Origin of the sequence: Cronobacter sp. HA18003 (assembly GCF_011605905.1) — a bacterium.
GTDB lineage: Bacteria > Pseudomonadota > Gammaproteobacteria > Enterobacterales > Enterobacteriaceae > Cronobacter > Cronobacter sakazakii.
The window spans coordinates 485,609-511,712 of record NZ_JAANQO010000011.1 but is presented as its reverse complement, the minus strand read 5'-3'; the positions used below and the strand labels follow the sequence as shown (position 1 = coordinate 511,712).

28 protein-coding genes and 1 riboswitch are annotated in these 26,104 nt (G+C 55.1%); of the genes, 12 read left to right on the top strand and 16 right to left on the bottom strand.

Features of this window, described 5'->3' with window-relative positions; all coding sequences use genetic code 11:
• Positions 1 to 61 precede the first annotated feature (61 nt).
• A complete protein-coding gene (locus G6041_RS03440) occupies positions 62 to 1,660 on the top strand; it encodes an EAL domain-containing protein (RefSeq protein WP_012124494.1) in 1,599 nt (532 codons plus the stop codon).
• A 3-nt stretch (positions 1,661 to 1,663) separates the two neighbouring features.
• On the opposite strand, the gene yoaE is transcribed toward G6041_RS03440, so the two are convergent.
• Entirely contained in the window at positions 1,664 to 3,223 is a 1,560-nt protein-coding gene (yoaE, locus tag G6041_RS03435) for a CNNM family cation transport protein YoaE (protein WP_012124493.1), read from the bottom strand.
• Between the two features lie 462 nt (positions 3,224 to 3,685).
• Here yoaE and manX point away from each other — a divergent pair, with 462 nt between their 5' ends.
• The 5 genes from manX (at position 3,686) to mntP (ending at position 7,835) form a co-directional block, all read left to right on the top strand.
• Entirely contained in the window at positions 3,686 to 4,648 is a 963-nt protein-coding gene (gene manX / locus G6041_RS03430; protein WP_004386695.1) for a PTS mannose transporter subunit IIAB, read from the top strand.
• A 64-nt stretch (positions 4,649 to 4,712) separates the two neighbouring features.
• The gene (locus G6041_RS03425; RefSeq protein WP_004386694.1) at positions 4,713 to 5,513 is read left to right on the top strand and encodes a PTS mannose/fructose/sorbose transporter subunit IIC; all 801 of its coding nucleotides are present in this window, start codon (positions 4,713 to 4,715) and stop codon (positions 5,511 to 5,513) included.
• Between the two features lie 12 nt (positions 5,514 to 5,525).
• Complete coding sequence (locus tag G6041_RS03420) at positions 5,526 to 6,377, top strand: PTS mannose transporter subunit IID (protein WP_007850784.1); 852 nt, start codon at positions 5,526 to 5,528, stop codon at positions 6,375 to 6,377.
• A gap of 60 nt (positions 6,378 to 6,437) precedes the next feature.
• Positions 6,438 to 6,896 (top strand): DUF986 family protein, encoded by a 459-nt coding sequence (locus G6041_RS03415; protein WP_012124491.1) that lies wholly within the window; start codon positions 6,438 to 6,440, stop codon positions 6,894 to 6,896.
• A gap of 197 nt (positions 6,897 to 7,093) precedes the next feature.
• Positions 7,094 to 7,266: riboswitch (yybP-ykoY riboswitch) on the top strand.
• Positions 7,267 to 7,271: 5 nt separating this feature from the next.
• Entirely contained in the window at positions 7,272 to 7,835 is a 564-nt protein-coding gene (gene mntP, locus G6041_RS03410) for a manganese efflux pump MntP (protein ID WP_012124489.1), read from the top strand.
• Here mntP and rlmA read toward each other — a convergent pair.
• The 6 genes from rlmA to mgrB all read right to left on the bottom strand — a co-directional run bounded on the left by rlmA (position 7,832) and on the right by mgrB (position 11,215).
• A complete protein-coding gene (gene rlmA / locus G6041_RS03405; RefSeq protein WP_012124488.1) occupies positions 7,832 to 8,647 on the bottom strand; it encodes a 23S rRNA (guanine(745)-N(1))-methyltransferase in 816 nt (271 codons plus the stop codon). The genes mntP and rlmA overlap by 4 nt on opposite strands.
• Positions 8,648 to 8,800: 153 nt before the next feature.
• The gene (gene cspE, locus G6041_RS03400; protein ID WP_004386688.1) at positions 8,801 to 9,010 is read right to left on the bottom strand and encodes a transcription antiterminator/RNA stability regulator CspE; all 210 of its coding nucleotides are present in this window, start codon (positions 9,008 to 9,010) and stop codon (positions 8,801 to 8,803) included.
• A 13-nt stretch (positions 9,011 to 9,023) separates the two neighbouring features.
• Positions 9,024 to 9,167 carry a DUF2627 domain-containing protein gene (locus G6041_RS03395; protein WP_007698789.1) on the bottom strand — a complete coding sequence of 48 codons (144 nt, stop codon included), beginning with the start codon at positions 9,165 to 9,167 and terminating at the stop codon, positions 9,024 to 9,026.
• A 519-nt stretch (positions 9,168 to 9,686) separates the two neighbouring features.
• The gene (locus tag G6041_RS03390) at positions 9,687 to 10,694 is read right to left on the bottom strand and encodes an MBL fold metallo-hydrolase (protein WP_012124486.1); all 1,008 of its coding nucleotides are present in this window, start codon (positions 10,692 to 10,694) and stop codon (positions 9,687 to 9,689) included.
• A gap of 20 nt (positions 10,695 to 10,714) precedes the next feature.
• The gene (locus G6041_RS03385; RefSeq protein ID WP_004386686.1) at positions 10,715 to 11,002 is read right to left on the bottom strand and encodes a YebO family protein; all 288 of its coding nucleotides are present in this window, start codon (positions 11,000 to 11,002) and stop codon (positions 10,715 to 10,717) included.
• Between the two features lie 69 nt (positions 11,003 to 11,071).
• Positions 11,072 to 11,215 (bottom strand): PhoP/PhoQ regulator MgrB, encoded by a 144-nt coding sequence (mgrB, locus tag G6041_RS03380; protein ID WP_004386685.1) that lies wholly within the window; start codon positions 11,213 to 11,215, stop codon positions 11,072 to 11,074.
• A 158-nt stretch (positions 11,216 to 11,373) separates the two neighbouring features.
• Between mgrB and G6041_RS03375 the strand changes: the two genes are divergently transcribed.
• Positions 11,374 to 11,613, top strand: a complete 240-nt coding sequence (locus G6041_RS03375) for a YobH family protein (RefSeq protein ID WP_004386684.1) — start codon at positions 11,374 to 11,376, stop codon at positions 11,611 to 11,613.
• A gap of 56 nt (positions 11,614 to 11,669) precedes the next feature.
• Here the strand turns inward: G6041_RS03375 and kdgR are convergent, their stop codons facing one another.
• The 5 genes from kdgR to G6041_RS03350 all read right to left on the bottom strand — a co-directional run bounded on the left by kdgR (position 11,670) and on the right by G6041_RS03350 (position 17,145).
• Positions 11,670 to 12,461: a DNA-binding transcriptional regulator KdgR gene (gene kdgR / locus G6041_RS03370; RefSeq protein ID WP_012124484.1), complete on the bottom strand. Its 792-nt coding sequence runs from the start codon at positions 12,459 to 12,461 to the stop codon at positions 11,670 to 11,672.
• A gap of 252 nt (positions 12,462 to 12,713) precedes the next feature.
• Positions 12,714 to 13,595: a protease HtpX gene (gene htpX, locus G6041_RS03365; RefSeq protein WP_004386682.1), complete on the bottom strand. Its 882-nt coding sequence runs from the start codon at positions 13,593 to 13,595 to the stop codon at positions 12,714 to 12,716.
• A 194-nt stretch (positions 13,596 to 13,789) separates the two neighbouring features.
• Positions 13,790 to 15,838: a carboxy terminal-processing peptidase gene (prc, locus tag G6041_RS03360; protein WP_012124482.1), complete on the bottom strand. Its 2,049-nt coding sequence runs from the start codon at positions 15,836 to 15,838 to the stop codon at positions 13,790 to 13,792.
• A 19-nt stretch (positions 15,839 to 15,857) separates the two neighbouring features.
• Positions 15,858 to 16,550 carry an RNA chaperone ProQ gene (gene proQ, locus G6041_RS03355; protein WP_004386681.1) on the bottom strand — a complete coding sequence of 231 codons (693 nt, stop codon included), beginning with the start codon at positions 16,548 to 16,550 and terminating at the stop codon, positions 15,858 to 15,860.
• 100 nt (positions 16,551 to 16,650) lie between these two features.
• Positions 16,651 to 17,145, bottom strand: a complete 495-nt coding sequence (locus tag G6041_RS03350) for a GAF domain-containing protein (RefSeq protein WP_012124481.1) — start codon at positions 17,143 to 17,145, stop codon at positions 16,651 to 16,653.
• Positions 17,146 to 17,273: 128 nt separating this feature from the next.
• On the opposite strand from G6041_RS03350, the gene yebS reads away from it, so the two are divergent.
• The 5 genes from yebS (at position 17,274) to G6041_RS03325 (ending at position 23,347) form a co-directional block, all read left to right on the top strand.
• A complete protein-coding gene (yebS, locus tag G6041_RS03345; RefSeq protein WP_004386679.1) occupies positions 17,274 to 18,557 on the top strand; it encodes a membrane integrity lipid transport subunit YebS in 1,284 nt (427 codons plus the stop codon).
• Complete coding sequence (locus G6041_RS03340) at positions 18,526 to 21,159, top strand: PqiB family protein (RefSeq protein WP_007868599.1); 2,634 nt, start codon at positions 18,526 to 18,528, stop codon at positions 21,157 to 21,159. Before yebS ends, G6041_RS03340 begins: the two co-directional genes overlap by 32 nt.
• A gap of 125 nt (positions 21,160 to 21,284) precedes the next feature.
• Positions 21,285 to 22,679: a 16S rRNA (cytosine(1407)-C(5))-methyltransferase RsmF gene (gene rsmF, locus G6041_RS03335; RefSeq protein WP_208089869.1), complete on the top strand. Its 1,395-nt coding sequence runs from the start codon at positions 21,285 to 21,287 to the stop codon at positions 22,677 to 22,679.
• A 112-nt stretch (positions 22,680 to 22,791) separates the two neighbouring features.
• A complete protein-coding gene (locus G6041_RS03330) occupies positions 22,792 to 23,031 on the top strand; it encodes a YebV family protein (RefSeq protein ID WP_004386676.1) in 240 nt (79 codons plus the stop codon).
• A 124-nt stretch (positions 23,032 to 23,155) separates the two neighbouring features.
• A complete protein-coding gene (locus G6041_RS03325; RefSeq protein WP_004386675.1) occupies positions 23,156 to 23,347 on the top strand; it encodes a YebW family protein in 192 nt (63 codons plus the stop codon).
• On the opposite strand, the gene G6041_RS03320 is transcribed toward G6041_RS03325, so the two are convergent.
• The 4 genes from G6041_RS03320 to G6041_RS03310 all read right to left on the bottom strand — a co-directional run bounded on the left by G6041_RS03320 (position 23,348) and on the right by G6041_RS03310 (position 25,637).
• On the bottom strand, positions 23,348 to 23,992 hold the full coding sequence (locus G6041_RS03320) for a metallophosphoesterase (RefSeq protein WP_012124478.1): 645 nt from the start codon (positions 23,990 to 23,992) through the stop codon (positions 23,348 to 23,350).
• 357 nt (positions 23,993 to 24,349) lie between these two features.
• Entirely contained in the window at positions 24,350 to 24,442 is a 93-nt protein-coding gene (locus G6041_RS21350) for a KPN_01571 family protein (RefSeq protein ID WP_012124476.1), read from the bottom strand.
• 345 nt (positions 24,443 to 24,787) lie between these two features.
• A complete protein-coding gene (locus G6041_RS03315; protein ID WP_007868609.1) occupies positions 24,788 to 25,123 on the bottom strand; it encodes a hypothetical protein in 336 nt (111 codons plus the stop codon).
• The gene (locus G6041_RS03310; RefSeq protein WP_032968251.1) at positions 25,077 to 25,637 is read right to left on the bottom strand and encodes a hypothetical protein; all 561 of its coding nucleotides are present in this window, start codon (positions 25,635 to 25,637) and stop codon (positions 25,077 to 25,079) included. Before G6041_RS03310 ends, G6041_RS03315 begins: the two co-directional genes overlap by 47 nt.
• Positions 25,638 to 26,104: the final 467 nt, after the last annotated feature.

The following is a 26,104-nucleotide window of genomic DNA, read 5'->3' as shown; positions in this document are numbered from 1 at the left end:
CGCCCACTACACTCTTAACATTCCGTCTTAATAACTCAGATGAGTCTGAGAGATAGAGCCTATGCAAAAAGCGCAGCGTATTATCCGGGCTTACCGCCGTCGGCGGCTGATTCTCTGTATTGCCCTCGCCCTGCTGGCGTTAATCGTCACGCTGGGAATACGCTATCTGTCCGACCGCAAACAGTACCAGCACGAAACCACGCGCTACGCCGCCCATGCGGTGGAAACCCTGGAAGAGTTGCTGGTGCCGCTGGATGCCGCACGCACTGCGCTGCTGCCGCTTATCGGTATGCCGTGCCAGCAGGTGCATCGCCAGTTGCGCGAAATGGCCGCCAGCCTCCAGACGGTGCGGACCATTGCGCTGGTGAGCGACGGTACGCTTTATTGCTCAAGTATTTTTGGCGAACGCAACGTGCCGGTGCATCAGTTGCAACCCCATTTACCTGCGGCAAAACCCCTGATGCGGCTCTCTCGTGACAGCTCGTTGATTAAGGGAAGTCCAATACTTTTGCTTTGGACACCGTCCCTCGACAACGGCCAGTCTGGCGTCTTGCAGTCGGTTAACATTGAATTTATCGCCAGCCTTCTGCTGGCACCGGATCCGCCCGTCATTGAGCATGTGCTGTTTGATGTCGCAGGCGCGCATCTGGAGTACGGGCGCGGTCTGACGGCAATGCCGCCTGCCCTCGACGGGCTGACGCAATATCAGCAAACGTCCAGCCAGTACCCGTTCTCAGTGACACTGCTTGGCCCTTCGGCAAACGCACTGGCGCTGAAAAATATCCCCGTGCAGTTGCCGCTCGCGGTGCTGCTGAGCCTGCTGATCGGCTATATCGCCTGGCTTGCGACCGCCAGACGTATGAGCTTCTCCTGGGAAATTAATCTCGGCATCGCCAACAATGAGTTTGAAGTATATTGCCAGCCGCTGGTGAGCGGTAAAACCGGCGAATGCACGGGCGTGGAGTTGCTGCTGCGCTGGAACAATCCGCGCCTCGGGCCGATTGCACCGGACGTGTTTATACCGCTTGCCGAACAGCTCAGGATGATTAACGCGTTGACGCGCTATGTGCTGACGAAAACCGCGGCGCAGCGCCACTATTTTCCGGCATCTGCGGATTTTCATATCGGGGTGAATATCGCCGCGAGCCACTTTCATGACGGCGTGATTATTGACGATCTGAAGCGCTACTGGTATCCGCACTGCCCCGTACAGACGCTCTTTCTGGAGCTCACGGAGCGCGATGCGCTGCCGGAGGTGGATTATCGCGTGGCGCATGATTTGCGCAAACTAGGCGTCAGGCTTGCGATTGATGATTTTGGCACGGGCCAGAGCTCGCTCTCTTATCTCGAAACACTCAGCCCGGACGTGCTGAAAATGGACAAACGCTTCACCGCCGCTATCGGCACCGACGCGGTCAATTCGACCGTAACGGACATTATTATCGCGATGGCGAGAAGGCTGAAAATTGAACTGGTGGCGGAAGGCGTGGAAACCGAAGAACAGGCCGCGTATTTATGCCGCCTCGGCGTGCCGGTGTTGCAGGGATATCTGTTCGCACATCCGATGCCGCTCAGCGCGTTGCCGCAGTGGCTGGAACAACGGCGCACCCATCCGGGTACGCCGTTCTGGCGCCGACAACATCCGGCGCCGATGGTCTGACCGTTACTCTTCTTCGTCGTGCGCTGGCGTGTCTTTCACCACGCGCACAAGATCGACACGGTAGGCGTTCGCCTCAACAATCGTGATACGCAGCGGCGGCATCGCCAGCTCGTCGCCCACGCGCGGGATCTGCCCGTTAATGGCGATGACCAGCCCGGCGACCGTCGCGATGTCCTCTTCGTCATTGACCAGTGACGGAAGGTCCAGCGTCTGTTGCAGCGCGTGGAGATCGGTCGAGCCTTTCACCAGCCAGCCGTCGCCGTCGTGAACGATTTCCGGCGTTTCGTCGGCATCCGGGAATTCTCCGGCAATCGCCTCCAGTACGTCCAGCGGCGTGACGAGCCCCTGCACCACGCCAAACTCGTTATTGACGATAACAAAGCTGCCGCGCGCGCGGCGCAGCACGCCGAGCAGGTTGATCGGGTCCAGCGTTTCCGGCACCACAATCACCGGGGTCGCCGAGGCAATAGCCGCGACGTCAACGCCCTCTTCCAGCGCCATCAGCAGTTCTTTCGCGCGCACCACGCCGATGATTTCATCAAGCTCACCGCGACACACCGGAAACAGGCTGTGCGGCGACGATAATAACTGCTCGCGAATTTCATCCACGCTGCGGTTGGCGTCCACCCAGCTTATCTCGCCACGCGGCGTCATGATGCTGCGAAGCGAGCGGGACGCCAGCGTCAGCACGCCGTTAATCATGTACCGCTCTTCTTCGGCAAACGCCTCGTCATGCACCGGCACCACGGTGTGATGCTCGGTTTCTCTGACCGGGGCCGGGCGACGACGATTGCCCATCAGACGCAGAATCGCCTCCGCTGTGCGTGCGCGCAGCGGCAGATTCGACTGGTGCTTCAGGAAGTTGCGGCGCGCCACCTGGTTGAAGAACTCAATGATGATAGAGAAGCCAATCGCCGCGTAGAGGTAGCCTTTCGGAATATGGAAACCGAAACCTTCCGCCACCAGGCTCAGGCCGATCATGAGCAGGAAGCTCAGACAGAGCACCACAACCGTCGGATGCGCGTTAACGAAGTTGGTCAGCGGCTTCGAGGCGAGGAGCATCACGCCCATGGCAATCACCACCGCGGCCATCATCACCGGCAGATGGTTCACCATGCCTACCGCCGTGATCACGGCATCCAGCGAGAAGACGGCGTCCAGCACCACAATCTGCGCCACCACGACCCAGAAGCTGGCGTAGCCTTTACCGTGACTGTCATTATGCTGGCGGTTTTCCAGCCGCTCATGGAGCTCTGTCGTCGCCTTAAACAAGAGAAACAGACCACCAAACAGCATGATCAGATCGCGGCCGGAGAAACTTAACTCCCACACGCTGAAAAGCGGACGGGTGAGCGTCACCATCCACGAGATCAATGACAACAGCCCCAGACGCATTACCAGCGCCAGAGATAAACCTATCAGACGTGCTTTATCGCGCTGCTTTGGCGGCAGTTTGTCCGCGAGAATGGCGATAAACACCAGGTTGTCGATGCCAAGAACAATCTCCAGCACCACAAGCGTTGCTAAGCCCACCCAAATCGAGGGGTCCATTAAGAATTCCATAACAGGCTCCTGCGCAAGGAATGACTAAACGGCACCCCAACGATGTCGGGCGCTTTGACATTATTTATCAGAGAGTTAAGGCGAAAGCCTTGTGAGATGACGGCTGATGAAAGCCTGGTAAAGAAAAGACGTCGGTGACGGTCCATACGGTGGGCTGCTGCCCGCTACTCCTGTTAGTTAATCGGAAATCTACATTAACAAAGCGTAATAGCCTTTGGCAAAGATTTACCAGAATTTGCAATCGGTCTGACATGAAAAACGCGCATATTTTGCGCATACGCCGAATGCCTTGTTTTGATGGCAAAATTACTGACGCTCATCACATACATTATTTTTTCGCCTTCTAAAATAAATCGTGCTTAGGTTCTGAAAGCTTACAAATCCTTATCTGAATCGATTCGATAAGCGAATCACTGTTAGCGGTGCCTGTAAGGGCATTGACAATAACCACGGAGGTAGCAAGTGACCATTGCTATTGTCATAGGCACGCATGGCTGGGCGGCCGAACAACTGCTCAAAACAGCGGAAATGCTGTTGGGTGAGCAGGAGAATGTCGGTTGGATCGATTTCGTTCCCGGCGAAAATGCGGAAACCTTGATCGAAAAATATAACGCACAGCTCGAAAAACTGGACACCAGCAAAGGCGTTGTCTTTCTGGTTGATACCTGGGGCGGCAGTCCGTTCAACGCGGCGAGCCGCATTGTCGTGGATAAGCCCCACTATGAAGTCGTCGCCGGGGTGAATATCCCGATGCTCGTCGAAACCTTAATGGCGCGCGATGACGATCCTGCTTTCGATGAGCTGGTCGCGATTGCCGTTGAAACGGGCCGCGAAGGCGTAAAAGCCCTGAAAGCCAAACCCGCCGAAAAAGCGGCACCCGCTGCACCTGCCGCGAAAGCGGCGGCGCCTGTTAAACCCATGGGCCCGAACGACTATATGGTCATCGGCCTTGCCCGTATCGACGACCGTCTGATCCACGGCCAGGTCGCCACCCGCTGGACCAAAGAGACCAACGTTTCGCGCATTATCGTGGTGAGCGATGAAGTCGCCGCCGACAACGTGCGCAAAACGCTGCTCACTCAGGTGGCTCCGCCTGGCGTCACCGCGCATGTGGTGGATGTCGCCAAAATGATCCGCGTTTACAACAACCCGAAATATGCGGGCGAACGCGTGATGCTGCTGTTTACCAACCCAACCGATGTTGAGCGCATCGTGGAAGGCGGCGTCAAAATCACCTCTGTCAATATTGGTGGGATGGCCTATCGCCAGGGCAAAACCCAGGTGAACAACGCGGTGTCTGTCGATGAGAAAGATATTGAGGCCTTTAAGAAACTTAACGCGCGCGGTATTGAGCTGGAAGTGCGTAAAGTCTCAAACGATCCCCGTTTAAAAATGATGGATTTAATCAGCAAAGCCACGAAATAACGGCATTGCAGCTTAACGATTACTCAGTTTTTACACGTAAGTTTGATATCACAGGAGAAGTACAATGGAGATTACCACTCTTCAGATTGTGCTGGTGTTCATCGTCGCCTGTATCGCGGGTATGGAATCGGTGCTCGATGAATTTCAGTTCCACCGCCCGCTGGTAGCCTGTACCCTGGTCGGGGCCGTACTGGGGGATATGAAAACCGGTATTATCATCGGCGGTACGCTGGAAATGATAGCGCTCGGCTGGATGAACATCGGTGCCGCCGTGGCGCCTGACGCCGCGCTGGCGTCGATTATCTCAACCATTCTGGTTATCGCCGGGCACCAGAGCATTGGCGCCGGTATTGCGCTGGCTATCCCGCTGGCTGCGGCAGGCCAGGTACTGACCATTATCGTGCGTACTATTACCGTCGGCTTCCAGCACGCGGCGGATAAGGCGGCGCAAAACGGCAACCTCACCGCGCTATCCTGGATCCACGTCTCGTCGTTGTTCTTACAGGCAATGCGTATCGCTATTCCGGCCGTCATCGTGGCGATTTCCGTCGGCACCAGCGAAGTGCAGAGTATGCTTAGCGCTATCCCGGAAGTCGTGACCGGCGGCCTTAACATCGCGGGCGGCATGATTGTGGTGGTCGGTTACGCGATGGTCATCAACATGATGCGCGCGGGCTACCTGATGCCGTTCTTCTACCTCGGTTTCGTTACCGCCGCGTTCACCAACTTCAACCTCGTGGCGCTGGGCGTTATCGGGGCTGTTATGGCGGTGCTCTATATCCAGCTGAGCCCGAAATATAACCGCTCCGCAGCGGCACCCGCGCAAACTGCTGGCGCGAACGATCTTGATAACGAACTGGATTAACAGGTGAGCGACATGGTTGATATGACGAAAACAACTGGTGAGAAAAAACTGACCCCGGGCGATGTTCGCGGCGTGTTTATCCGCTCTAACCTCTTCCAGGGATCGTGGAACTTTGAACGTATGCAGGCGCTTGGCTTCTGCTTCTCAATGGTGCCGGCGATCCGTCGCCTTTATCCGGAGAATAACGAAGCGCGTCGCCAGGCGATTAAACGCCATCTGGAGTTTTTTAACACGCATCCCTATGTGGCAGCGCCAGTGCTCGGCGTGACGCTGGCGATGGAAGAGCAACGCGCGAACGGCGCGGAGATCGACGACGGCGCGATTAACGGTATCAAAGTGGGCCTGATGGGGCCGCTCGCGGGCGTCGGCGACCCGATTTTCTGGGGCACCGTGCGACCGGTATTCGCTGCACTTGGCGCGGGCATCGCCATGAGCGGCAGCCTGCTCGGCCCGCTGCTGTTCTTTGTGCTGTTTAACCTGGTGCGTCTTGCCACACGTTACTACGGCGTGGCGTATGGCTACCGCAAAGGCGTCGATATCGTGAAAGATATGGGCGGCGGCTTCCTGCAAAAACTGACCGAGGGGGCGTCCATTCTCGGCCTGTTTGTGATGGGGGCGCTGGTTAACAAATGGACGCACGTAAACATTCCGCTCGTGGTATCGCGTGTTACCGACCAGAACGGCGCGGTGAAAGTCACGACAGTGCAGACGATCCTTGATCAGTTGATGCCGGGCCTGGTGCCGCTGCTGCTGACCTTCGCCTGCATGTGGTTGCTGCGTAAAAAAGTGAACCCGTTGTGGATTATCGTGGGGTTCTTTGTGATTGGTATCGCCGGTTACGCGGTCGGCCTGCTCGGCCAGTAACGGTTAATATCATGCGCCGGGGGCCAGCGGCTCCCGGCTTTTTTATTTAAGGGAGACGGCATGACGTTGACTGATGGAGTTCTGGTCATTTTTATTATCGCGCTGCTGGGATGGGCCATTTATGACCAGTGGGGCACTGAACGTCGACACGGGAAAACGCTGCTGCGTGTGCCCTTGCTCAAACGCGGACGTGCTGACAGCCTGATTTTCACCGGTCTGGTCGCCATCCTTATCTGGCAGAATGTGGCATCGCACGGTGCCCTGCTCACGACCTGGCTGTTGGGCGCGCTGGGATTACTCGCCATTTATCTTTTCTGGATCAGAGAGCCGCAAATACGCTTCAAGCGTGAAGGCTTTTTCTTTGCTGGCGGCTGGGTGAAATATAACCACATTAAAGCGATGAATTTATCGGAAGACGGCGTGCTGGTGATGCAATTAGATAAACGTCGCTTGCTTATCCGGGTAAAGAATATCGACGATCTGGAGAGAATCTATCATTTTATTGTTAATAATCAATAAATTAAAAATATAGCACAGGCTATTTTTGCGAATAAAAAACAACCATGCTTATAGCCCGTGCTATATTTTTGCCCGGTTCCTTTCCTTAATTCTTAACAAGATCTTCACGTCCTGCCATTAAGCGAAAACCATTCTCATTTATAACCAAAAGGTTATTCTCCAGTTATTGTCTTTGCCGTCTGGAATATGGTAAGGTTGCGCCCGTCATTGGGGAGTAGCCAATTTCCTTAAGGAAATGTACGCATCAACATACTCGTTGCAAAACGTGGTGCGTACGGACTGAAGCCCTTTCAGTCAGGCGAGACCATAGGCACGCGGCCGCTTTTTACTGGGGGCGGACGGCGTGTATATGGTGATCCCGGTCAGGACTGTGCAATGAATCTTTCCGCAACTCTGCTTCTCGCCTTCGGCATGTCCATGGACGCATTCGCGGCTTCCATCGGCAAAGGCGCCACACTCCATAAACCCAAATTTTCTGAAGCGCTGCGCACGGGGCTGATCTTTGGCGTTATCGAAGCGATTACACCACTGGTTGGCTGGTTGCTCGGCCTTCTCGCTACACAGTTTGTGCTGACCTGGAACCACTGGATAGCGTTTGTACTGCTGGTGTTTCTTGGGGGCAGAATGATTATTGAAGGCGTGCGCGGCTGTGAGGAAGCATCCGAGAAAATTCGCCGTCACAGCTTCTGGTTGCTGGTGACTACCGCATTTGCCACCAGCCTTGACGCGATGGCAGTTGGCGTCGGACTCGCCTTTCTGCAGGTGGATATTATTAAAACCGCGCTCGCCATCGGCTGCGCCACGCTGATCATGTCAACGCTCGGTATGATGGTAGGCCGCTTTATCGGCCCGCTGCTTGGCAAGCGGGCGGAAATTCTGGGCGGTGTCGTGCTTATCGGTATCGGCTGCCAGATCCTCTGGAGCCATTTCGCGGGTTAAGCCTCGCGCTGCCAGACGCGCAGGCAAAAATCGGTTTCACAGTCAAACGCCGTTTGTTCTTTTAGCGCCGCCCATACTTCCGGGCGGGCGCGCCAGGCGAAAGGCGTCATCTGTAAAAGCGTCGTCGCCTCTTCGCCATTCAGGCACATCTCATAACGTAATGCCTGTTCTTCGGCGAGCGTAAAGCCGGGCAGCGATTCTTCATTCGGCGCATGCAGCCGCACTTCATCATAAATAAGCCCTTTGAGCTGGATAAGATGACGCGGGCCAGGCGTGACGGTCACCACCACGCCACCGGGTTTGACCACACGCGCCAGCTCTTCGGCCTTGCAGGGCGCGTAAATGCGTACCACCGCATCGAAAAAGGCATCCGCAAACGGCAACCGGTGGCTGGAGGCGACGCAAAACGAGATATCCGTATAACGCTTCGCGGCAAAACGGATGGCGCTTTTTGATACATCAAGCCCAAAACTCTGCCCGCCGTGGGTGGTCGTGAGCGCGGCAAACGCGCTGGTGTAATACCCTTCTCCGCAGCCAATATCCAGCAGCGTGGCACCGCTTTTCGGCAGGCGCTCATTCAACAATTGTGTGGTTCTCTCGCGAAGCGGCGCGTAGTGACCGGCATCGAGAAACGCGCGGCGCGCCTGCATCATTTCGATACTGTCGCCCGGATCCCGCGAGCGCTTATGCTGCACCGCAAGAAGATTCACGTACCCTTCCTTTGCAATATCGAACTGATGATGACTGGCACAGCGAAAGCTGTTGGCCTGCGGCTCCAGCGGCAAATGGCAAAGGGGGCAGATAAAAGACATGCGGACTCCGAAACAGCGCAAAACGCGAAGTGTAACGTGAATCGGCAGTCGGGGAAACGCTGATGCGCCTCAGACATGAAAAAGCCCCGCCAGTGGGCGGGGCTTTAAAATAGCTGGCCGGTGAAACAAGGCACCGGGTCAGTTTAAGTGCGATTAGATAGCAACTACGTTAACAGCTGCCGGACCTTTCTGGCCGTCCTGAATCTCGAACTCAACGTTCTGGCCTTCGGCCAGAGTTTTGAAACCATTACCCTGGATTGCAGAGAAGTGTACGAACACATCTTTGCTGCCGTCAGCAGGAGTAATGAAGCCAAAACCTTTAGATTCGTTGAACCACTTAACTTGACCTTTAATCTTTGCCATTTCGCAAATTCCTTCAATTGTTTTGTTCGCCCGCGGGCGCTGACTTAGATAAAACTGAGACATTACTGCTTGAGGCACTAAAATAAGGTTCGGCAGAGAAGCGGTATTCAACGACAACGTGTTTACTCAGGACTTCTTTACTGAAAATGCCACACATAAACAGAACTGTACCTCGTTTAACCCAAAACTTGTTATCACACACAACGTAAACAATGGCAAGCCATTTTTATACGCTGCACGATCTGCCGCACAGATTCCTCAACAGAACGCTATGTCCCTGACAATAAAGCACAGAATGGACCCGCGAAGCCCTGTAAGGGTTAACTCGCCGCCCGGTTCTGGTATAAAGCCAGAATGCACTTTTTAACAGTAGCTCAATAACTTCGGTTCGTCCAGGCGACGCGGGAAAGCACAGGCATTATTTTTCGCGCTGTTATTATTTCTGCAAAAGCTTATTCATAAATGTGGTTAAACTTCATTTTAACGAGGCTTTATTACAGCCTGAAGGCAGTAAATAATGTACAAATCAAAAGAAATTGTACAAGCCAATTTTCCCCTGCACCAAAATAATGACATTTTAATGAAAGTTGCCTCAAAAAGAGGCAGCGGGAATAAGCAAAGCGTTTAATAAATCATCCTGACAGAAGCAAATATAACCAGTCAGATATATTCTTAATCAGCGTTTATTTGCAGCCAGCGATAAATATTGCCCAATACGGCGCGGCGCAAACATATCCGCTTGTTCGCCACGTTCAGCAAGCGCGTTTATCAGCTCGGCAGGCGGCGTATCCAGCGATTCATCAGCCAGTTCAAAAACGCCCCAATGTATAGGAATGGCAAGAGGGCGACCTGTATCCTGCCAGAGTCCGACCGCCTGTTGCGGATCCATATGATGCGGCGCCATAAACCAGCGCGGCGCGTAGGCACCAATGGGAATGGCCGCGCCCGTGAGCGGCCCGAGGCGGCGCGGGATTTCAAGCAGTTCAGGCGTATAACCGCTGTCACCGCTAAACCAGAAACGCTGCGTAGCGCTTTCAATCACCCAGCCGCACCATAGCGAGCGGTTTCGGTCCCACGGTGTGCGCATGCTCCAGTGCTGTGCCGGAACGGCAGTGATGTTCAGCCCTTCCAGCGACTGAGTGCCCCACCAGTCAAGTTCTGTGACGTTGCGGATGCCGCGTTTCACAAACCACGCCTTCAGCCCCAATGGCACAAAAAACGCCGCATCAGGAAAACGTTTCGCAAGGCGGCGGACCGTGCTGTTGTCCAGATGATCGTAATGATTATGGGAAATTAGCACCGCGTCGATGCGCGGCAGGCGGGCAAGCTCCAGCGGTAGCGGCGTTTTACGAACGGGGCCATAGAAATTCACTGGCGAAGCCCGGCGGGAGAAAAGCGGATCGGTGAGCAAATAGCGACCGTTAAGACGCAGCAGCAGCGTGGCATGGCCGAGCCACCAGACACCGTCTTCGTCGCCGTCAATAACTGCAGGCTGCCACCACTGGCGGATAAACGCGTCGTACCCGCCAGCAGGCGGATGCGGCAGCCCCTCGGCTTTACGTTCGTTCTGCCAGCGGCGCAAATCGCCGGGCTGATGCCCGACTTCACGCGTGTTGCAAAACCCGTCCGGGCGGTGATGCGCTTTTGTAGGGTCGTACCAGGGGTTCTTCCAGACCATGCCCATCACCTCCGGGGCGTTGATGGTTAACGTTCAGCCACAAGGCGGACGAAACCGTCATCGTCATCCTGTGTTGCGTCAGCAGATGCGGCAGGCGTCTGCGCCTCCGGCTCGTTCGCCTCACACAGGCGACGCAACAGTGCGGTCTGACGCTTTTCCTGTTCAAGCAGCGCTTCCAGCAGTTCGACCTGCTGGTTTGCGCGCACGCTTGCACGATTGATAAAGAACCAGGCCACCAGCGCCACGATGGCACCAAAGAGAGAAATCGCCAGGGCGGCGAAATTTAAAGCACCAGAATTGATAATGTCGTTCATGCTAACCACCTCAGGGAAACGCGCTATCTTACCACCGCGGCGGCGCAAGGGCATCGCCTGAGTGACGCGTTACCAGGGAATGAACTTATTGATAGTACAAATGCCGCTGAAAAACTGAACGTCCTGATCGCACATCACATTGAGCGTCTGCATCCACAACAATAAACAGGCCACCAGCACGGCCAGCAAAATAGCCCATCTGAATTTTTTCACTACCTTCTCCGTTACGGCATCTACGGGGCCAAATTATCACGGAAACCTTAAACCAAATATCACTGTAACGTTAACTCACGGAATACGGAATCCTCTCCTTGTAACGCAGCGGCAGCCACGGCAGGCTGTATGCCTGAACGTTAACAAACGGAGCCGTAATGCGCTATTTGATTCGTATTGCCGCACTTTTAGTGGTGGCCTGGGTTGCGCTGCTTTTCAGCGGTTATGGGATATTAATTGGTAGCCACGAGAACGCTGCAGGACTGGGATTACAGTGTCGCTACCTGACGGCAAGACAGGTAGTGAGCACACAGTTCATTCATTCTGACAGCGGACTTATCGGCATTACCGCCTGTCCGGTACTGCGCAAAAGCGAAACCGTCGTGGACAACGGTTAATCAGACGCAGTAAAAAGCCGCAGGCTCGCTGCGGCTTTTTCATCAGAACGAGTCTGTCAGAACGGATAGTTGTTATACCCCATCTGTGCGGAAATTTTCCGCGCGGCGGTATGCAGGATCTCAACATACTCGTGCAAGCGTTCTTCGGAGAAACGCAGCGTCGGGAAAGAGATACTCAGCCCCGCGATAACCACGCCAAAACGGTCGAATACCGGCACCGCGATGCAGCGCAGCCCTTCTTCCTGCTCTTCGTTATCTTCGCCGTATCCCTGCTCGCGAACCTGATCCAGTACCGGCAGCAGCGCGTCGGTAGAGACAATAGTGCGATCGGTACTGCGCTTATACTCGACGCCTTCGAGGATCTGTCGAACTTCATCGCGATCGCGCCAGGCCAGCAGCACTTTACCGATAGCGGTACTGTAGAGCGGGTTACGACGACCGATGCGCGAATACATGCGCAGGTTATACATGGAGTCGATTTTATGGATGTAGACAATGCTGTCTTCATCCAGCGCGCCCAGGTGAATGGTCTCTTTTGTCAGACGCGACAGTTCGCGCATCTGGATATCTGCGCTACGAATAAGGTCGACATTCTGCAATGCGCGCGCGCTAAGCTCAAAGAGCTTGAGCGTCAGAGAATATTTTTCCGACTCGCCTTCCTGAGCCACATAACCCAGTGATTTCATCGTCTGCAAAAAGCGGTAAACGGTGCTTTTTGACATCATGACGCGCTGCGACAATTCGGTGATACCAATTTCGCGCTCTTCACCCAACGCCTGCAAGATACCAAAGACCTTGAGCACCGAAGAGACGGAGTCAGGCTGTTTATCTAATTCTGCGATTGCCATTGATCACCTCGATCGCATTTGTTTTATAAAAATCAGAACCGGTTTTTATTATAAATTCCGCGCGACGGTGCCGCAATGAATCTGTGCGCGCACATGATAAATCTGCGACATCCAACCGCATTGGGCTGCAGGATATCTCTTTCGCACCAGATCAAACGCTTAAGATGAATGTACCACTCGAAAGCGCCCTGCCCGCACCGACAAAAAAAAGCGCGCCACGAGGCGCGCTTTCGTCTTCTATCGCTTACGCGATTATTTCAGGTATTCGCCGCTACGCAGCGCTTCGATACGTTTATCGAGTGGCGGGTGCGTCATGAACAGTTCACTCAGCGATTTTGATTTACCATTGATGCAGAACGCCATCATGCTGCTCGCTTCCTGCGGCTCATAGCTGGTTTTCAGGCGCTGGAGTGCGGCGATCATTTTCTCGCGTCCCACCAGTTTCGCGGAGCCTGCGTCAGCGTGGAATTCGCGGTAGCGCGAGAACCACATGGTAATAATGCTCGCCAGAATGCCGAAGACCAGTTCCAGCACGGTCGCGACCGCGAAGTAAATCAGCGGGTTGCCGTTGCTCTCTTCGCCTTCATCGCGGTTGCCGCCGAGGAAACCGGCCGCCACCTGCGCAATGATGCGCGAAATGAAAATCACAAAGGTGTTTACCACGCCCTGAATCAAAGTCATGGTGACCATGTCGCCATTGGCGATATGGCTAATCTCGTGCGCGATAACCGCTTCCGCTTCATCGCGGCTCATGTTCTGCAACAGGCCGGTACTTACCGCTACCAGCGAGGCATCACGGCGCGCGCCTGTCGCGAAGGCGTTGATATCCGGCGCGTGATAGATAGCCACCTGCGGCATCGCGATACCCGCCTGGCGCGACTGCTGCGCCACGGTATCCATCAGCCAGCGTTCTGTTTCATTACGCGGCGCTTCGATAACTTCACCACCCACCGATTTCAGCGCCATCCATTTGGACATCAGCAGCGAAACGATCGAGCCGCCAAAACCAAACAGCAGCGCCATGATCAGAAGGCCCGTCACGCTGCTTGACTGGATCCCTGTCAGGCTGAGCACCAGACCGAACACCACCATGACGGCCAGGTTAGTCAACAGGAAAAGCGCAATTCGCATCATAATTTTCTTTTTACCTCGGTTTCACAATACGCATTATGCGATTACACACATCGTAGGGGCGCGCGCGCCGTTTTCAAGCATCAACGGCTGGCAAGTCCCTAAAAATACGAAACTTTACATTTTGTAGCATTTCACTGACGGGGGATTAACACGACATAAAAAACCGGCGCCTCAGAGGACGCCGGTTGGGGATTTTACTTCTGAGAGTCAGCGGGCTGCACCGTTTTCTCTTTGGTCATCTTCGCCAGGTCAAGAGCGATATGCACCGTTTCATCGAGATACGGATCGGGCTCCTGATAATCCTTCGGCAGATCCTCGAGCTTCGCCAGCGGCGGTTTGCCGGCACGCTTCAGACGGTCGTTAATACGCGCCAGTCGGGTTGCGTCATCCTCATGGTTCTCTTTTTCACGCTGAGCAAGGTTAAGCGACACAATGTTGCGCTTATCTTTCATCGCGTTATAACGAGCAATATCCTTGATGATGTACTGGAACTCCGGATCTTTCGCGATACGGTCGTTGTGATCTTTCAAAAGCTCAGGGCCGAACGGCTTCAGGTCGCCAGACTTTTCATACGTGGCGGCGTTGATGCTATCCCACGGCAGCGCGTTATCCTCGAATTTCTCGCCGGTTTCCGTCTCTTCATTGCCGGTTGGCATGATGATATCCGGCGTGACCCCTTTACGCTGGGTACTGCCGCCATTGACGCGGTAGAATTTCTGGATGGTGTACTGCACGGAACCCAGCGCTGGCCATTCAGGGCGCAGCATCTGATCGTAAATACGGTTCAGTGAACGGTACTGCTGCACGGTGCCTTTCCCGAAGGTTGGCTCGCCGACAATCAGCGCACGGCCGTAATCCTGCATGGCGGCGGCGAAAATCTCAGACGCCGAGGCGCTGAAACGGTCGACCATCACCACCAGCGGGCCTTTGTAATAGACCACACCGTCGGTATCGCGATCTTCACGGACCTTGCCGTTGTTATCACGCACCTGCACGACCGGGCCGGACGGAATAAACAGACCGGAGAGCGATACCGCTTCCGTCAACGCACCGCCGCCGTTGGAGCGCAGATCGATAATCACACCCGCGACATTTTGTTTCTCAAGCTTCTGGAGCTGCACTTTCACGTCATCGGTCAGGCCAACGTAGAAGCCAGGAATATCCAGCACACCGATTTTTTCTTTACCGACATTTTTCACCGACATCTTCACGGCGCGATCTTCAAGACGAATGCGCTCGCGCGTCAGCGTCACGATGCGGGTTTTGGTACCTTTACCGGCAGGCAAAATTTCAAGCCGCACTTTGCTGCCCTTCGGCCCTTTGATGAGCGCGACGACGTCATCAAGACGCCAGCCGATCACATCCTGCATCTGCTGGCCCACCTGGCCTACGCCGACGATGCGATCGCCAACGCTAATCGCCTTGCTTTTGGCCGCCGGGCCGCCCGCCACCATCGAATTAATGACGGTATAGTCATCATCCATCTGCAGAACGGCACCGATGCCCTCAAGCGAGAGGCTCATTTCGGTGTTGAACTGCTCGGTGCTGCGCGGTGAGAGATAGTTGGTATGCGGGTCAATTTCATGCGCGAAGGCGGTCATCGCCAGCGAGAACACATCTTCGCTGTTGGTTTGCGCCAGGCGGCGAATCGCGAACTTATAACGCTTGGTCAGCGTTTCGCGGATTTCCGCGTCGGTTTTACCGGTCAGCTTCAGGCTCAGCTCGTCATATTTGACTTTGCCGTCCCAGAGTTTATTCAGCTCCGCCTCGCTGGAAGGCCAGGGCGCCTTGCTGCGATCGATATCAAACGTATCGTTACCGGTAAAATCCATCGGTCTTTCCAGCACTTTCAGCGCGTACTGATAACGCTCGAAACGGCGCTGCTGTGCCAGATTATAGAGATCGTAAAACACATCGAGCTTGCCGCTACGCAGTTCATCGCCAATCTCCCCTTTTTTCTTCGCAAATTTCTCGATGTCGCTCGCCAGCAGCACGTTATGGCTGTAATCGAGCAGATTGAGGTAGCGATCGAAGATTTTGGCGGAGAAGGCTTCGTTAAGATCGAACTGACGATAGTGAGAACGGGTGAACCGTGAGGTCACCCGCTCGCTAACGGTGGCATGCTGCGGTTCTTCTTTGAGAACCGGGATCTGGTCAGGACGGGTAATGTCATCCACGGCCAACGCCTGACCCGCCATCAGCAGCAGGCCGGCGACGGCGGTAAGCTTAAAAAAAGTGTTCATGCCCTGGTTGACCTCCGTTTCAGAACACTAAATGTTCTGCGCGTACAATCATCGACATACCAGAAGTCAGCTGTACACGGACGCCATCTTTGGTAATTTCCTGCACGGTGGCGTCCATCGCGTTATTGCCTGCTTTGACCTTGATGGCCTGGCCGACGCTGAGCGCCGTAATGTCAGACACCGGAGTATGGCGCTCTTCGCGCGCAGGGCGCGATGGTTTGGCGGCAGCGGCAGGTTTCGCAGCGCGCGGTTTACGCTCGGCGTTGTCCTTGCGGCGCGGAGCCGGACGCGGCTTACGTTCACGACGCTCTGCGCCGTTCTCTTCGCCTTCAGCGCCTGCCGCTTCGCGTTTTTTCGCCTGCTGTTCAGCGCGCTGCGCCTGGACGCGGGCTTTCGCTTCTTCAAGCTGCTTGCGGGCGTGTTCTACGTGCTGTTCTTCCAGAACGCCGCACGGGTTGCCGTCGAGATCGACACGCGTGGCACCGGGTTTGATGCCGTAAAGATAGCGCCAGCTCGACGTATAAAGACGTAATGCGGAACGAAGTTGCGTTTTGCTGAGGTTCATTTCGCCCTCAACACGCTCTACCAGATCCTGAAAAATGCCGATCTTCAGAGGACGCGCTTCGCCTTCAGCACTGAAACACTGCGGAAAACGTTCGGCCAGAAAGGCGATAACTTCTTTACTGCTATTCAACTTAGGTTGATTTTCCATGAAATTTCCTGATTACAACGGATGTTGCCAACAAGCCGCAGGCATGAACAGGCGTCATTATAATGACGCCATCGGTAAATGCCACGTTATCCGTTGCTTATCATGCGACTGGCGCAAAGAATTTTTTAAAGTCGGTGGCGGCGATAACGGCTTCAAGCTGTTCCACGAGGGTACACAGCCCCTGCTCGTCGTCGGCGTCGAAGCGGTTAAAGACGGTGCTGTCGATATCCAGCACGCCGATAATTTCGCCGTCCGCGCGCAGCGGCAGTACGATTTCGGCGTTGCTGGACGCATCGCAGGCGATATGGCCGTCGAACGCATGCACATCATCCACGCGCTGCACTTCGCCAGTCGCGACCGCCGTACCGCAGACGCCACGGCCATAAGGAATACGCACGCAGGCGATTTTGCCCTGGAACGGCCCCAGCACCAGCGTTTTGTCTTCCAGCAGATAGAAACCTGCCCAGTTCACGCCTTCAAGGCGCTCGAACAACAGCGCGCTGGTATTCGCGAGCGTCGCGAGAAAACTGGTTTCCCCTGCCATAAGGGAGTGAAAATCGCGATTGAGTTCCGCGTAAAATTGTGTTTTGTTCATTAATCCGATCGCTTTGTTGTCTTACTTACTCTGCCAGCCTACTAAAATAAGCATTAAATGCGCTCATGCTCAAGATTAATCATTTCATGAGTTACGATAACAGAATCATATAAAAACATGCTTCGCACATGGCACTCAAAACTCAACAGATTTCTCCTGGCAAAAAACTGAACATTCACGCCATCGGCGAGCCGTTGCCGATGGCACATTATCAGCGTTGTCCGCAATGCGATATCCTTTTTATGCTGCCTGTGGTGAAGTCTAACCAGACCGCGCACTGCCCGCGCTGCGACGCAAAAATTCGCGACGGGCGCGACTGGTCGCTCACCCGGCTGGCGGCGATGGCCATCACCATGCTGCTGCTGATGCCGTTCGCCTATAGCGAACCGCTGCTGCGCCTGTACCTGCTTGGCACACGCATCGACGCCAACCTTTTCCAGGGCATTTGGCAGATGACGCGCCAGGGCGATACGATCACCGCCGCTATGGTGCTCTTTTGCTCGGTAGGTGCGCCCGCGACGCTGGTCGCCGCCATCGCCTATCTCTGGTTTGGCAATATTCTGGGTATGAACCTGCGTCCGGTGCTGCTGATGCTGGAGCGGCTGCGCGAATGGGTGATGCTCGATATCTATCTGGTGGGCATCGGCGTCGCGTCCATCAAAGTACGCGAATACGCCTGGCTTGAGCCGGGCATCGGGCTTCTGGCATTTGTGGCGCTGGTGGTGTTAAGCGTACTGACGCTGATACATCTTAATGTTGAAGAGCTATGGGAGCGCTTTTATCCCCAACGGCCCGCCACGCGCTATCACGAGGATCTGCGCGTCTGTCTTGGTTGTCACTACACCGGTGTACCGGATAACCGCGGGCGCTGTTCGCGCTGCCATATTCCGCTGCGTCGCCGCCGTCGGCAGAGCTTGCAAAAATGCTGGGCGGCGCTCATCGCCTCAATGGTGTTTCTGCTGCCTGCCAACCTGCTGCCTATCTCGATTATCTATATCAACGGTTCGCGCCAGGAAGATACGATCATGTCAGGGATAATCTCGCTGGCACAGAGCAATATCCTGGTGGCGGGGGTCGTGTTCGTTGCAAGTATTCTGGTGCCGTTCACCAAAGTGCTGGTGCTGCTGACGCTGCTGGTCAGTATTCATTTTAAATGTCAGCAGGGGCTGCGCGCGCGCATTCTGATGTTACGTCTGGTGGCCTGGATTGGCCGCTGGTCAATGCTCGATCTGTTTGTGATTTCTCTTACGATGTCGCTGGTCAACCGTGACCAGCTGTTGTCGTTTGTCATGGGGCCGGCGGCGTTTTATTTCGGCGCGTCGGTGATTTTGACTATTCTTGCTGTTGAATGGCTGGACAGCCGCTTACTTTGGGACGCACATGAGTCAGGAAACGCCCGCTTCACAGACTGAAGCGCGAATTAAAACAAAACGTCGCATCTCTCCGTTCTGGATCCTGCCCGTTATCGCATTGCTGATAGCGGGCTGGCTTATCTGGACCACGTATGAAGAGCGAGGCACCACCGTCACTATCGACTTTATGTCCGCTGACGGGATCGTCGCCGGGCGCACGCCGGTGCGCTATCAGGGCGTAGAAGTCGGCACCGTACAGGATATTCGCCTGAGCGAAGATCTGAATAAAATCGAGGTGACGGTCAGTATCAAGAATGACATGAAAGACGCCCTGCGCGACCAGACGCAGTTCTGGCTCGTCACGCCGAAAGCCTCGCTGGCGGGCGTCTCCGGACTGGACGCGCTGGTGGGCGGTAACTATATCGGCATGATGCCGGGCGAAGGCGAGCCGCGCGACCACTTTCGGGCGCTCGATACACAGCCGAAATACCGCCTCAATACCGGCGAGCTGATGATCCATCTGCACGCGCCGGATCTCGGTTCGCTGAACAGCGGGTCGCTGGTCTATTACCGCAAAATCCCGGTTGGCCGGGTGTATGACTACTCTATCAACACCGACAAACAGGGCGTCACCATCGACGTTATCATCGAGCGGCGTTTCACCAATCTGGTGAAAAAAGGCAGCCGCTTCTGGAACGTCTCCGGCGTGAAAACCAACATTGGGCTGAGCGGTGCCAAAGTGGAGCTGGAGAGCCTGGCGGCGCTGGTCAACGGGGCTATCGCCTTTGACTCGCCCGCGGATTCCGCACATGCCGACCAGAACGACACCTTCGGCCTGTATGAAGATCTCGCCCACAGCCAGCGCGGCGTGCTGGTGAAGCTTGATCTGCCCGGTGGTCAGGGGCTCAAAGAGAACTCCACGCCGCTGATGTATCAGGGGCTTGAGGTGGGCACGCTCACCAAACTTAATCTCAATCCTGGCGGCGCCGTCACCGGCGAGCTGACGGTCGATCCAAGCGTCGTGAATCTGCTGCGTGACGGCACACGCATTGAGATGCACAGCCCGAAACTCTCGCTCAATAACCCTGAAATCAGCACGCTGCTGACCGGCAGTACGCTTGAGCTGGTGCCGGGCGAAGGCCAGCCGCGTAACCATTTCGTTGTCCTGCCGGATGACAAAACGCCGTTGCAAAAACCGGGCGTGCTGACGCTGACGCTGAACGCGCCGGAGAGCTACGGCATCGACGCCGGCCAGCCGGTCATTCTGCACGGCATTCAGATAGGCCAGGTGCTGGAGCGCTCGCTTAACGCCAAGGGCGTCAGTTTCGCCGTGGCGATTGACCCGCAGTACCGCGAGCTGCTCAAAGGCGACAGCAAATTCGTCGTCAACAGCCGCGTGGATGTGAAGGTCGGTCTCGACGGCGTTGAGTTTCTCGGTGCCAGCGCCAGCGAATGGCTGAGCGGCGGCATCCGCGTGCTGCCGGGCGATAAAGGCGAGATGAAAAACGAATACCCGCTCTACGCCAACCTGGAAAAAGCGGTGGAAAACAGCTTAAGCGACATGCCGACCACGACGCTGACACTGACCGCCGAAAGCCTGCCAGACGTTCAGGCCGGTTCCGTGGTGCTGTACCGTAAATTTGAAGTGGGTGAAGTCATCACCGTTCGCCCGCGCGCCAACGCGTTTGATATCGAAGTGCATATCAAACCGGAGTATCGCAAGCTGCTTACGCCAAACAGCGTCTTCTGGGCTGAAGGCGGCGCGAAAGTGCAGCTCAACGGTAGCGGGCTGACGGTGCAGGCCTCCCCGCTCTCCCGCGCGCTGAAAGGTGCCATCAGTTTCGATAATCTCAACGGTGCGGGTGCCGGTCTTGGCGAAAAAGACAAGCGCACGCTCTATCCGTCAGAAACCGCCGCCCGCGCGGTAGGCAGCCAGATAACGCTGCACGCGTTTGATGCCGGCAAGCTCGCGCCGGACATGCCGATTCGCTATCTCGGCATTAACATCGGCCAGATCGAATCGCTCAAGCTCATCACCGATCGCAACGAAGTGCAGGCGACGGCGGTGCTCTACCCGGAATATGTGAACACCTTTGCGCGCGCGGGTTCGCGGTTCTCGGTGGTCACGCCGCAGATCTCGGCAGCGGGCGTCGAGAATCTCGACACCATCCTGCAACCCTATATCAACGTGGAGCCGGGGCGCGGACCGGGGCGTCGCAGCTTTGAGCTACAGGAAGCAACTATCACCGATTCCCGTTATCTCGATGGCCTGAGTATTATTGTTGAAGCGCCGGAGGCCGGGTCGCTGAATATCGGCACGCCGGTGCTCTTCCGCGGCATCGAAGTGGGCACAGTGACGGGGATGTCGCTTGGCAGCATGTCCGATCGCGTGATGGTCGCAATGCGTATCAGCAAGCGCTATCAGCATCTGGTGCGTGAGAACTCGGTCTTCTGGCTCGCCTCGGGCTACAGCCTGAACTTCGGCCTGGTGGGCGGCGTGGTGAAAACCGGTACGTTTAACCAGTTCATCCGCGGCGGTATTGCGTTCGCCACGCCACCGGAAACGCCGCTCGCGCCGAAAGCGCAGCCCGGCAAGCACTTCCTGTTGCAGGACAGTGAGCCGAAAGAGTGGCGTCAGTGGGGCACTGCCCTTCCCCGTTAACGCCTGCGCCCCGGTGTCACGCCGGGGCGTTTGTGTTACACTTCGCGCCCTCTTTTTCTGCCCGCTGAGGTGTCGCCGTGGCGCAATTCGGTTCTGTCTGCCTTCCTGAAGCTTTTCTTGATGTTATGCGTGAAGCGATGCCCGCCGGGCTTGCGATGGACGATTTCATCGCCGCCTGCCAGCGCCCGCTGCGTCGCAGCATTCGCGTCAACACGCTGAAAATCAGCGTTGACGCGTTTCTGGCGCAGGTCGCGCCCTACGGCTGGCAGTTAACGCCCGTGCCATGGTGCCCGGAAGGTTTCTGGATCGAGCGCGATGACGAAGACGCGTTGCCGCTTGGCAGCACCGCCGAGCACTTAAGCGGCCAGTTTTATATTCAGGAAGCGAGCTCCATGCTGCCGGTAGCGGCGCTGTTCGCCGATGGCAACACGCCTGCGCGCGTGATGGATGTTGCGGCGGCGCCCGGCTCGAAAACGACCCAGATAGCCGCGCTGATGCAGAACCAGGGCTTTATTCTCGCCAACGAATATTCCGCCAGCCGCGTCAAGGTATTGCACGCGAATATCAGCCGCTGCGGCATTCACAACGTCGGCCTGACTCATTTTGACGGTCGCGTTTTTGGTGCCGCGCTACCGGAACAGTTTGACGCCATTTTGCTGGATGCGCCCTGCTCCGGCGAAGGCGTGGTGAGAAAAGATCCGGATGCGCTGCGCAACTGGTCGCCGCAGAGCAATCAGGAAATTGCCGCCACCCAGCGCGAGCTTATCGACAGCGCTTTTCATGCGCTCGCGCCTGGCGGCACGCTGGTTTACTCCACCTGCACGCTGAACCGCGAAGAAAACCAGGAGACGGTGCGCTGGCTGCTGGCGCGCTACCCGCAGGCGGTAGAAGTGCTCTCGCTTGAAGCCCTCTTCCCCGGTGCCGATGCGGCGCTGACCGAAGAAGGCTTCCTGCATGTCTTTCCGCAGATTTACGACTGCGAAGGCTTTTTTGTCGCGCGTCTGCGTAAAACCGCGAGCGTCGAGCCGCTGCCCGCGCCGACCTACAAAGTGGGCGCCTTCCCGTTTACGCCGCTGAAAACCCGCGAAGCGCAGGCCGTCATCGCCGCCGCCAGAAAAGTCGGCCTCGAATGGGACGAGACGCTTGAGCTGTGGCAACGTGATAAAGAGATCTGGCTTTTCCCACAAGCTTTTACGCCGTTCATCGGCAAAGTGCGGTTCTCCCGTACTGGCATTCGTCTGGCTGAGATCCATAATAAAGGGTACCGCTGGCAGCACGAAGCCGTCGTCGCGCTGGCCGGAAGCGATAATCCGCTCGGCTTTGAGTTGTCTGCCGAAGAGGCTCAGGAGTGGTATCGCGGACGCGATGTCTGGCCGCAGACGGTGCCGGACGCCGATGACGTGATTGTCACTTTCCAGCATCAGCCGCTGGGTCTGGCGAAAAAAGTGGGCAGCCGACTGAAGAACAGTTATCCGCGCGAGCTGGTGCGCGACGGGGTTCTGTTCAGCGCGCCGGTTTAAGGCGTGCAAAAAAACACCAACGCATTTTTTGGCATTTCTTGCGCTTTTGACTACGCTTAACGATGGGGCCTGACTGGTCATACCACCTGTGTACTGTCTGAGGGAGAACGTTATGTCAAAAACCAGCGTAAAAATCGGCACTTTCGAGATAGATGATGCAGAGCTGCACGGCGACTCGCCAGGCGAGCGCAAGCTGAGCATTCCCTGCAAATCAGATCCGGATCTCTGCATGCAGCTTGATGCCTGGGACGCCGAAACCAGCATTCCTGCCGTGCTCAACGGCGAACACTCCGTGCTCTACCGCGAACATTACGACCAACAAGCTGATGCCTGGATCATGCGCCTTGCCTGATTCAAAAAGAACCCGTCGCTGAAGGCGGGTTATTTATTTACACGTCCCGATTCAGAACCTTCGGTTTTCCCTTCCCCCTCGCTTCTCCTACACTTATGACAAACGTTGTCACACAGAGGACGCCATGTTCGCTCTGGTTTTATTTGTTTGTTATCTGGATGGCGGTTGCGATGACATCGTCGTGGATGTGTTTAATACGGAACAGCAATGTCTGAAAGTGATGGATGAACAGCGGATGCGCCACGGGGGCTGCTACCCCGTTGAAGACTTTATCGATGGCTTCTGGCGCCCGGCGCGGGAGTACAGCGATTTCTGATCACTGCACGCGTACCAGCGTAAGCGTATGACCAAAGACCGCGCCGGTATCGATGTAATGCAGGTTCCCGCACGTGAGCGGCTCGCGCAGCGGCGTGTGGCCAAAATAGCACGCGTCCGCGCCCTCAATGTGCTCCGCTTTACCTGCCGATACCCGGTTTACTCTCGCCCGGCTCCACACCACCGCCTGTTCATCGAGAGGCTGACCCCAAACGTAGCGCGACGCCGGATAATCGGCGTGCGCCACCACGATGAGCCTGTCGTGACTTTGTACCTCAATGACCAGCGGCAGTTCACTCACTCTAACGAATTGCGCCTGCGCCTCGTGCTTCTCCTTTTCAGAAAGCCCGAAATACCAGCTTCCGCCGTTCATTGCCCATAACGCGTTGTCGCCGGAATCCAGCGCCTCGACTGCCATCGCCTCATGATTGCCGCGCACCGCGAAAAACCAGCGTTTGCCGATAAGCCGCAGGCAGCCCAGGCTATCCGGACCGCGATCGATTAAATCACCGACAGAAATAAGCGCGTCGACGCGCGGGTCGAAACGCTCGCGCTTCAGCGCGCTGACCAGCGCCTCCAGACAACCGTGCAGATCGCCCACAATAAAGATATGCCGCCACGCCGCGCCGTCGATTCGCTGATACATCGCCTGCCCCTCTGGTTATCAGCCAAGTATAGCGCTGCATGACATAGTGTAATGCGCAGTGCGCCTTGCCAGGCGATGCGCTCGCGTGGGTGTTTGTCAGCAACCATTGTGTCACCCATAAGTATGTTGTAACTAAAAAAGAGATGAATGGCAGCGTTTATCTCGTTAATGCGTAAAGAGACGCTTACCCGGCTAAGGATGTTCTATGCTTAAAGCAAGCAAAGTCGGGAGGTGTCCTGTGACCATTTTTACTCACGAAGCTATCGTCAGTTTTATTGGCTGTGTGGTGGCGGCTATTTTTATGCTCTGGTTGTTTGGCCGCAAACACGATAAATAGGCATGTTTGCGCAGGCCGGTTTACCACAGCCCTATAACGGAAGAGGCGCCGGCCAGTTCACGCAGCGCGTCGAGCGTCAGCAGGAGACCAAAAACATAGATAAACGGATTCATCGGGATTAACTCCTTGTTTTCCTGCTTTTACTATACTTCATCCCTTAGCCTGCTACCGGTTCGCCTTCACAAATCCACCAGATTTAGTGGGAGGAATTTCTGTTCACATAAGGAAGGGATGGTCGGTTCGTTCGCGAAAGAACGGTATGACCTTAATCATCATGAATTCATGATCCAGAGATAATCCTGACTGATATTGAGAAGGGAGCAGAAAGTAACAAGCATAACCAGAGCGTGAATAAACGTTATGCTGAAGGCTTGACGCGAAGTCATTAACTGGCGGCACCCGGTTATAGGATGTCGCCTCAGAAACCCAGTCGAATAATACTATGCGAGTACGCTCATTCAGAGATCGTACTCAGCAATTATTTGTTCTACCTGATGATTTCCCTTATATTTTTTCTTTAGTTGCTCTTGTTGCTGACGCGCCGCTGTACAATATTTATCTACGCCTGCCTCAATTTCCTTTTGGCGGCTTTTAGGTAACGTGCTGTCCCACTCACCAGCAAAGTGCTGGCATTCATCAGCGTTATCCTGAAAAGCTTTCACATCAGGCTGTACGGGTTCAGCCTGTACTGCGGTACATCCTTCTATCAGCAAAAAAGCGACGACCATCATCATTATTTTTTTCATGTTATCTCCCATCAGATGACCAGTGAGGCTTGTCCCGAGCACCGCCATGATATTTTATCACGTTATAATTTCTGCCTACCTGATGGAGTTCTGTATTCATTCCATCTCGCGGCGGTGTCCTGATAATGACAGCGTTATTATCTTTATCGATGATATGCAGATCGCCTGACCACGAAATGTTCATATCAATCGCATTCCCCTCAGTATGACGGCTTTGTAACGCCGGAGCCACATGCAACCCACTCATACCATAGGCCGCGACCATCGCATTCGCTTCACGCAAACTCTTAGCGTCATTGCCATGATCCCATTCAATATCAACGCCAGCCATTGGGGGTACATCGGAAGCTTTGACCAGTCCCCGGCTAATTTTCCAGCACCAGTGCATCAGATAAGCTCTTTCTGGTGGGCGAAGCGTAGCGGCTATAGTTACTACTGCTCCAGCTTGCCGCAAGGCGGCCAAAAATTGTTCAACATTGGTTCTGAATGGATAGCTTAACGTTTCAGTGGAAGCACTACCCTGAAATTTATTAACCCAAGCTGCTCCGCTTAACTCCTTCATTTTATTCTCCTTTTTTGGCACCCCTCTGATAAAAGAAGGCAGTATATGCTAATTAAATCCCCCAGAAATGAACAGCGACTCACCCCCCCTAAAAATAGTACAACCTATTGGATCAAAAAGACTTGAAAACCACTTTCGATCCCTTCAGACCTGTCTGAATCAATAATATTTAAATAAAAGGGTATTTATTAAGGATGATTTAGTTTATTACTTATAAACGAAGGATAAAAAAAGACCGAATACGATTCCTGTATTCGGTCCAGGGAAATGGCTCTTGGGAGAGAGCCGTGCGCTAAAAGTTGGCATTAATGCAGGCTCAGTCGCCTTGCCTTTTAAGAATAGATGACGACACCAGCTTTTCCAGTTTGCGGCTAAAGTCGCAGCAAAAAGCGGTCAGAACGTCATAAAAAAGAAAAACCGCAACGCGCCCTGCCGGGCTGTTGCGGTTTTTTTATGCGTGACGGGAA

What these genes read in the sequence shown, in the direction of transcription:
- G6041_RS03440 (WP_012124494.1), top strand. Translation starts at nt 62, where the DNA reads ATGCAAAAAGCGCAGCGTATTATCCGGGCTTACCGCCGTCGGCGGCTG.
- yoaE (WP_012124493.1), bottom strand. Translation starts at nt 3,223, where the DNA reads ATGGAATTCTTAATGGACCCCTCGATTTGGGTGGGCTTAGCAACGCTT.
- G6041_RS03425 (WP_004386694.1), top strand. Translation starts at nt 4,713, where the DNA reads ATGGAGATTACCACTCTTCAGATTGTGCTGGTGTTCATCGTCGCCTGT.
- G6041_RS03420 (WP_007850784.1), top strand. Translation starts at nt 5,526, where the DNA reads ATGGTTGATATGACGAAAACAACTGGTGAGAAAAAACTGACCCCGGGC.
- G6041_RS03415 (WP_012124491.1), top strand. Translation starts at nt 6,438, where the DNA reads ATGACGTTGACTGATGGAGTTCTGGTCATTTTTATTATCGCGCTGCTG.
- mntP (WP_012124489.1), top strand. Translation starts at nt 7,272, where the DNA reads ATGAATCTTTCCGCAACTCTGCTTCTCGCCTTCGGCATGTCCATGGAC.
- rlmA (WP_012124488.1), bottom strand. Translation starts at nt 8,647, where the DNA reads ATGTCTTTTATCTGCCCCCTTTGCCATTTGCCGCTGGAGCCGCAGGCC.
- cspE (WP_004386688.1), bottom strand. Translation starts at nt 9,010, where the DNA reads ATGGCAAAGATTAAAGGTCAAGTTAAGTGGTTCAACGAATCTAAAGGT.
- G6041_RS03395 (WP_007698789.1), bottom strand. Translation starts at nt 9,167, where the DNA reads ATGTGTGGCATTTTCAGTAAAGAAGTCCTGAGTAAACACGTTGTCGTT.
- G6041_RS03390 (WP_012124486.1), bottom strand. Translation starts at nt 10,694, where the DNA reads ATGGGCATGGTCTGGAAGAACCCCTGGTACGACCCTACAAAAGCGCAT.
- G6041_RS03385 (WP_004386686.1), bottom strand. Translation starts at nt 11,002, where the DNA reads ATGAACGACATTATCAATTCTGGTGCTTTAAATTTCGCCGCCCTGGCG.
- G6041_RS03375 (WP_004386684.1), top strand. Translation starts at nt 11,374, where the DNA reads ATGCGCTATTTGATTCGTATTGCCGCACTTTTAGTGGTGGCCTGGGTT.
- kdgR (WP_012124484.1), bottom strand. Translation starts at nt 12,461, where the DNA reads ATGGCAATCGCAGAATTAGATAAACAGCCTGACTCCGTCTCTTCGGTG.
- htpX (WP_004386682.1), bottom strand. Translation starts at nt 13,595, where the DNA reads ATGATGCGAATTGCGCTTTTCCTGTTGACTAACCTGGCCGTCATGGTG.
- prc (WP_012124482.1), bottom strand. Translation starts at nt 15,838, where the DNA reads ATGAACACTTTTTTTAAGCTTACCGCCGTCGCCGGCCTGCTGCTGATG.
- proQ (WP_004386681.1), bottom strand. Translation starts at nt 16,550, where the DNA reads ATGGAAAATCAACCTAAGTTGAATAGCAGTAAAGAAGTTATCGCCTTT.
- G6041_RS03350 (WP_012124481.1), bottom strand. Translation starts at nt 17,145, where the DNA reads ATGAACAAAACACAATTTTACGCGGAACTCAATCGCGATTTTCACTCC.
- yebS (WP_004386679.1), top strand. Translation starts at nt 17,274, where the DNA reads ATGGCACTCAAAACTCAACAGATTTCTCCTGGCAAAAAACTGAACATT.
- G6041_RS03340 (WP_007868599.1), top strand. Translation starts at nt 18,526, where the DNA reads ATGAGTCAGGAAACGCCCGCTTCACAGACTGAAGCGCGAATTAAAACA.
- rsmF (WP_208089869.1), top strand. Translation starts at nt 21,285, where the DNA reads ATGCGTGAAGCGATGCCCGCCGGGCTTGCGATGGACGATTTCATCGCC.
- G6041_RS03330 (WP_004386676.1), top strand. Translation starts at nt 22,792, where the DNA reads ATGTCAAAAACCAGCGTAAAAATCGGCACTTTCGAGATAGATGATGCA.
- G6041_RS03325 (WP_004386675.1), top strand. Translation starts at nt 23,156, where the DNA reads ATGTTCGCTCTGGTTTTATTTGTTTGTTATCTGGATGGCGGTTGCGAT.
- G6041_RS03320 (WP_012124478.1), bottom strand. Translation starts at nt 23,992, where the DNA reads ATGTATCAGCGAATCGACGGCGCGGCGTGGCGGCATATCTTTATTGTG.
- G6041_RS21350 (WP_012124476.1), bottom strand. Translation starts at nt 24,442, where the DNA reads ATGAATCCGTTTATCTATGTTTTTGGTCTCCTGCTGACGCTCGACGCG.
- G6041_RS03315 (WP_007868609.1), bottom strand. Translation starts at nt 25,123, where the DNA reads ATGGCGGTGCTCGGGACAAGCCTCACTGGTCATCTGATGGGAGATAAC.
- G6041_RS03310 (WP_032968251.1), bottom strand. Translation starts at nt 25,637, where the DNA reads ATGAAGGAGTTAAGCGGAGCAGCTTGGGTTAATAAATTTCAGGGTAGT.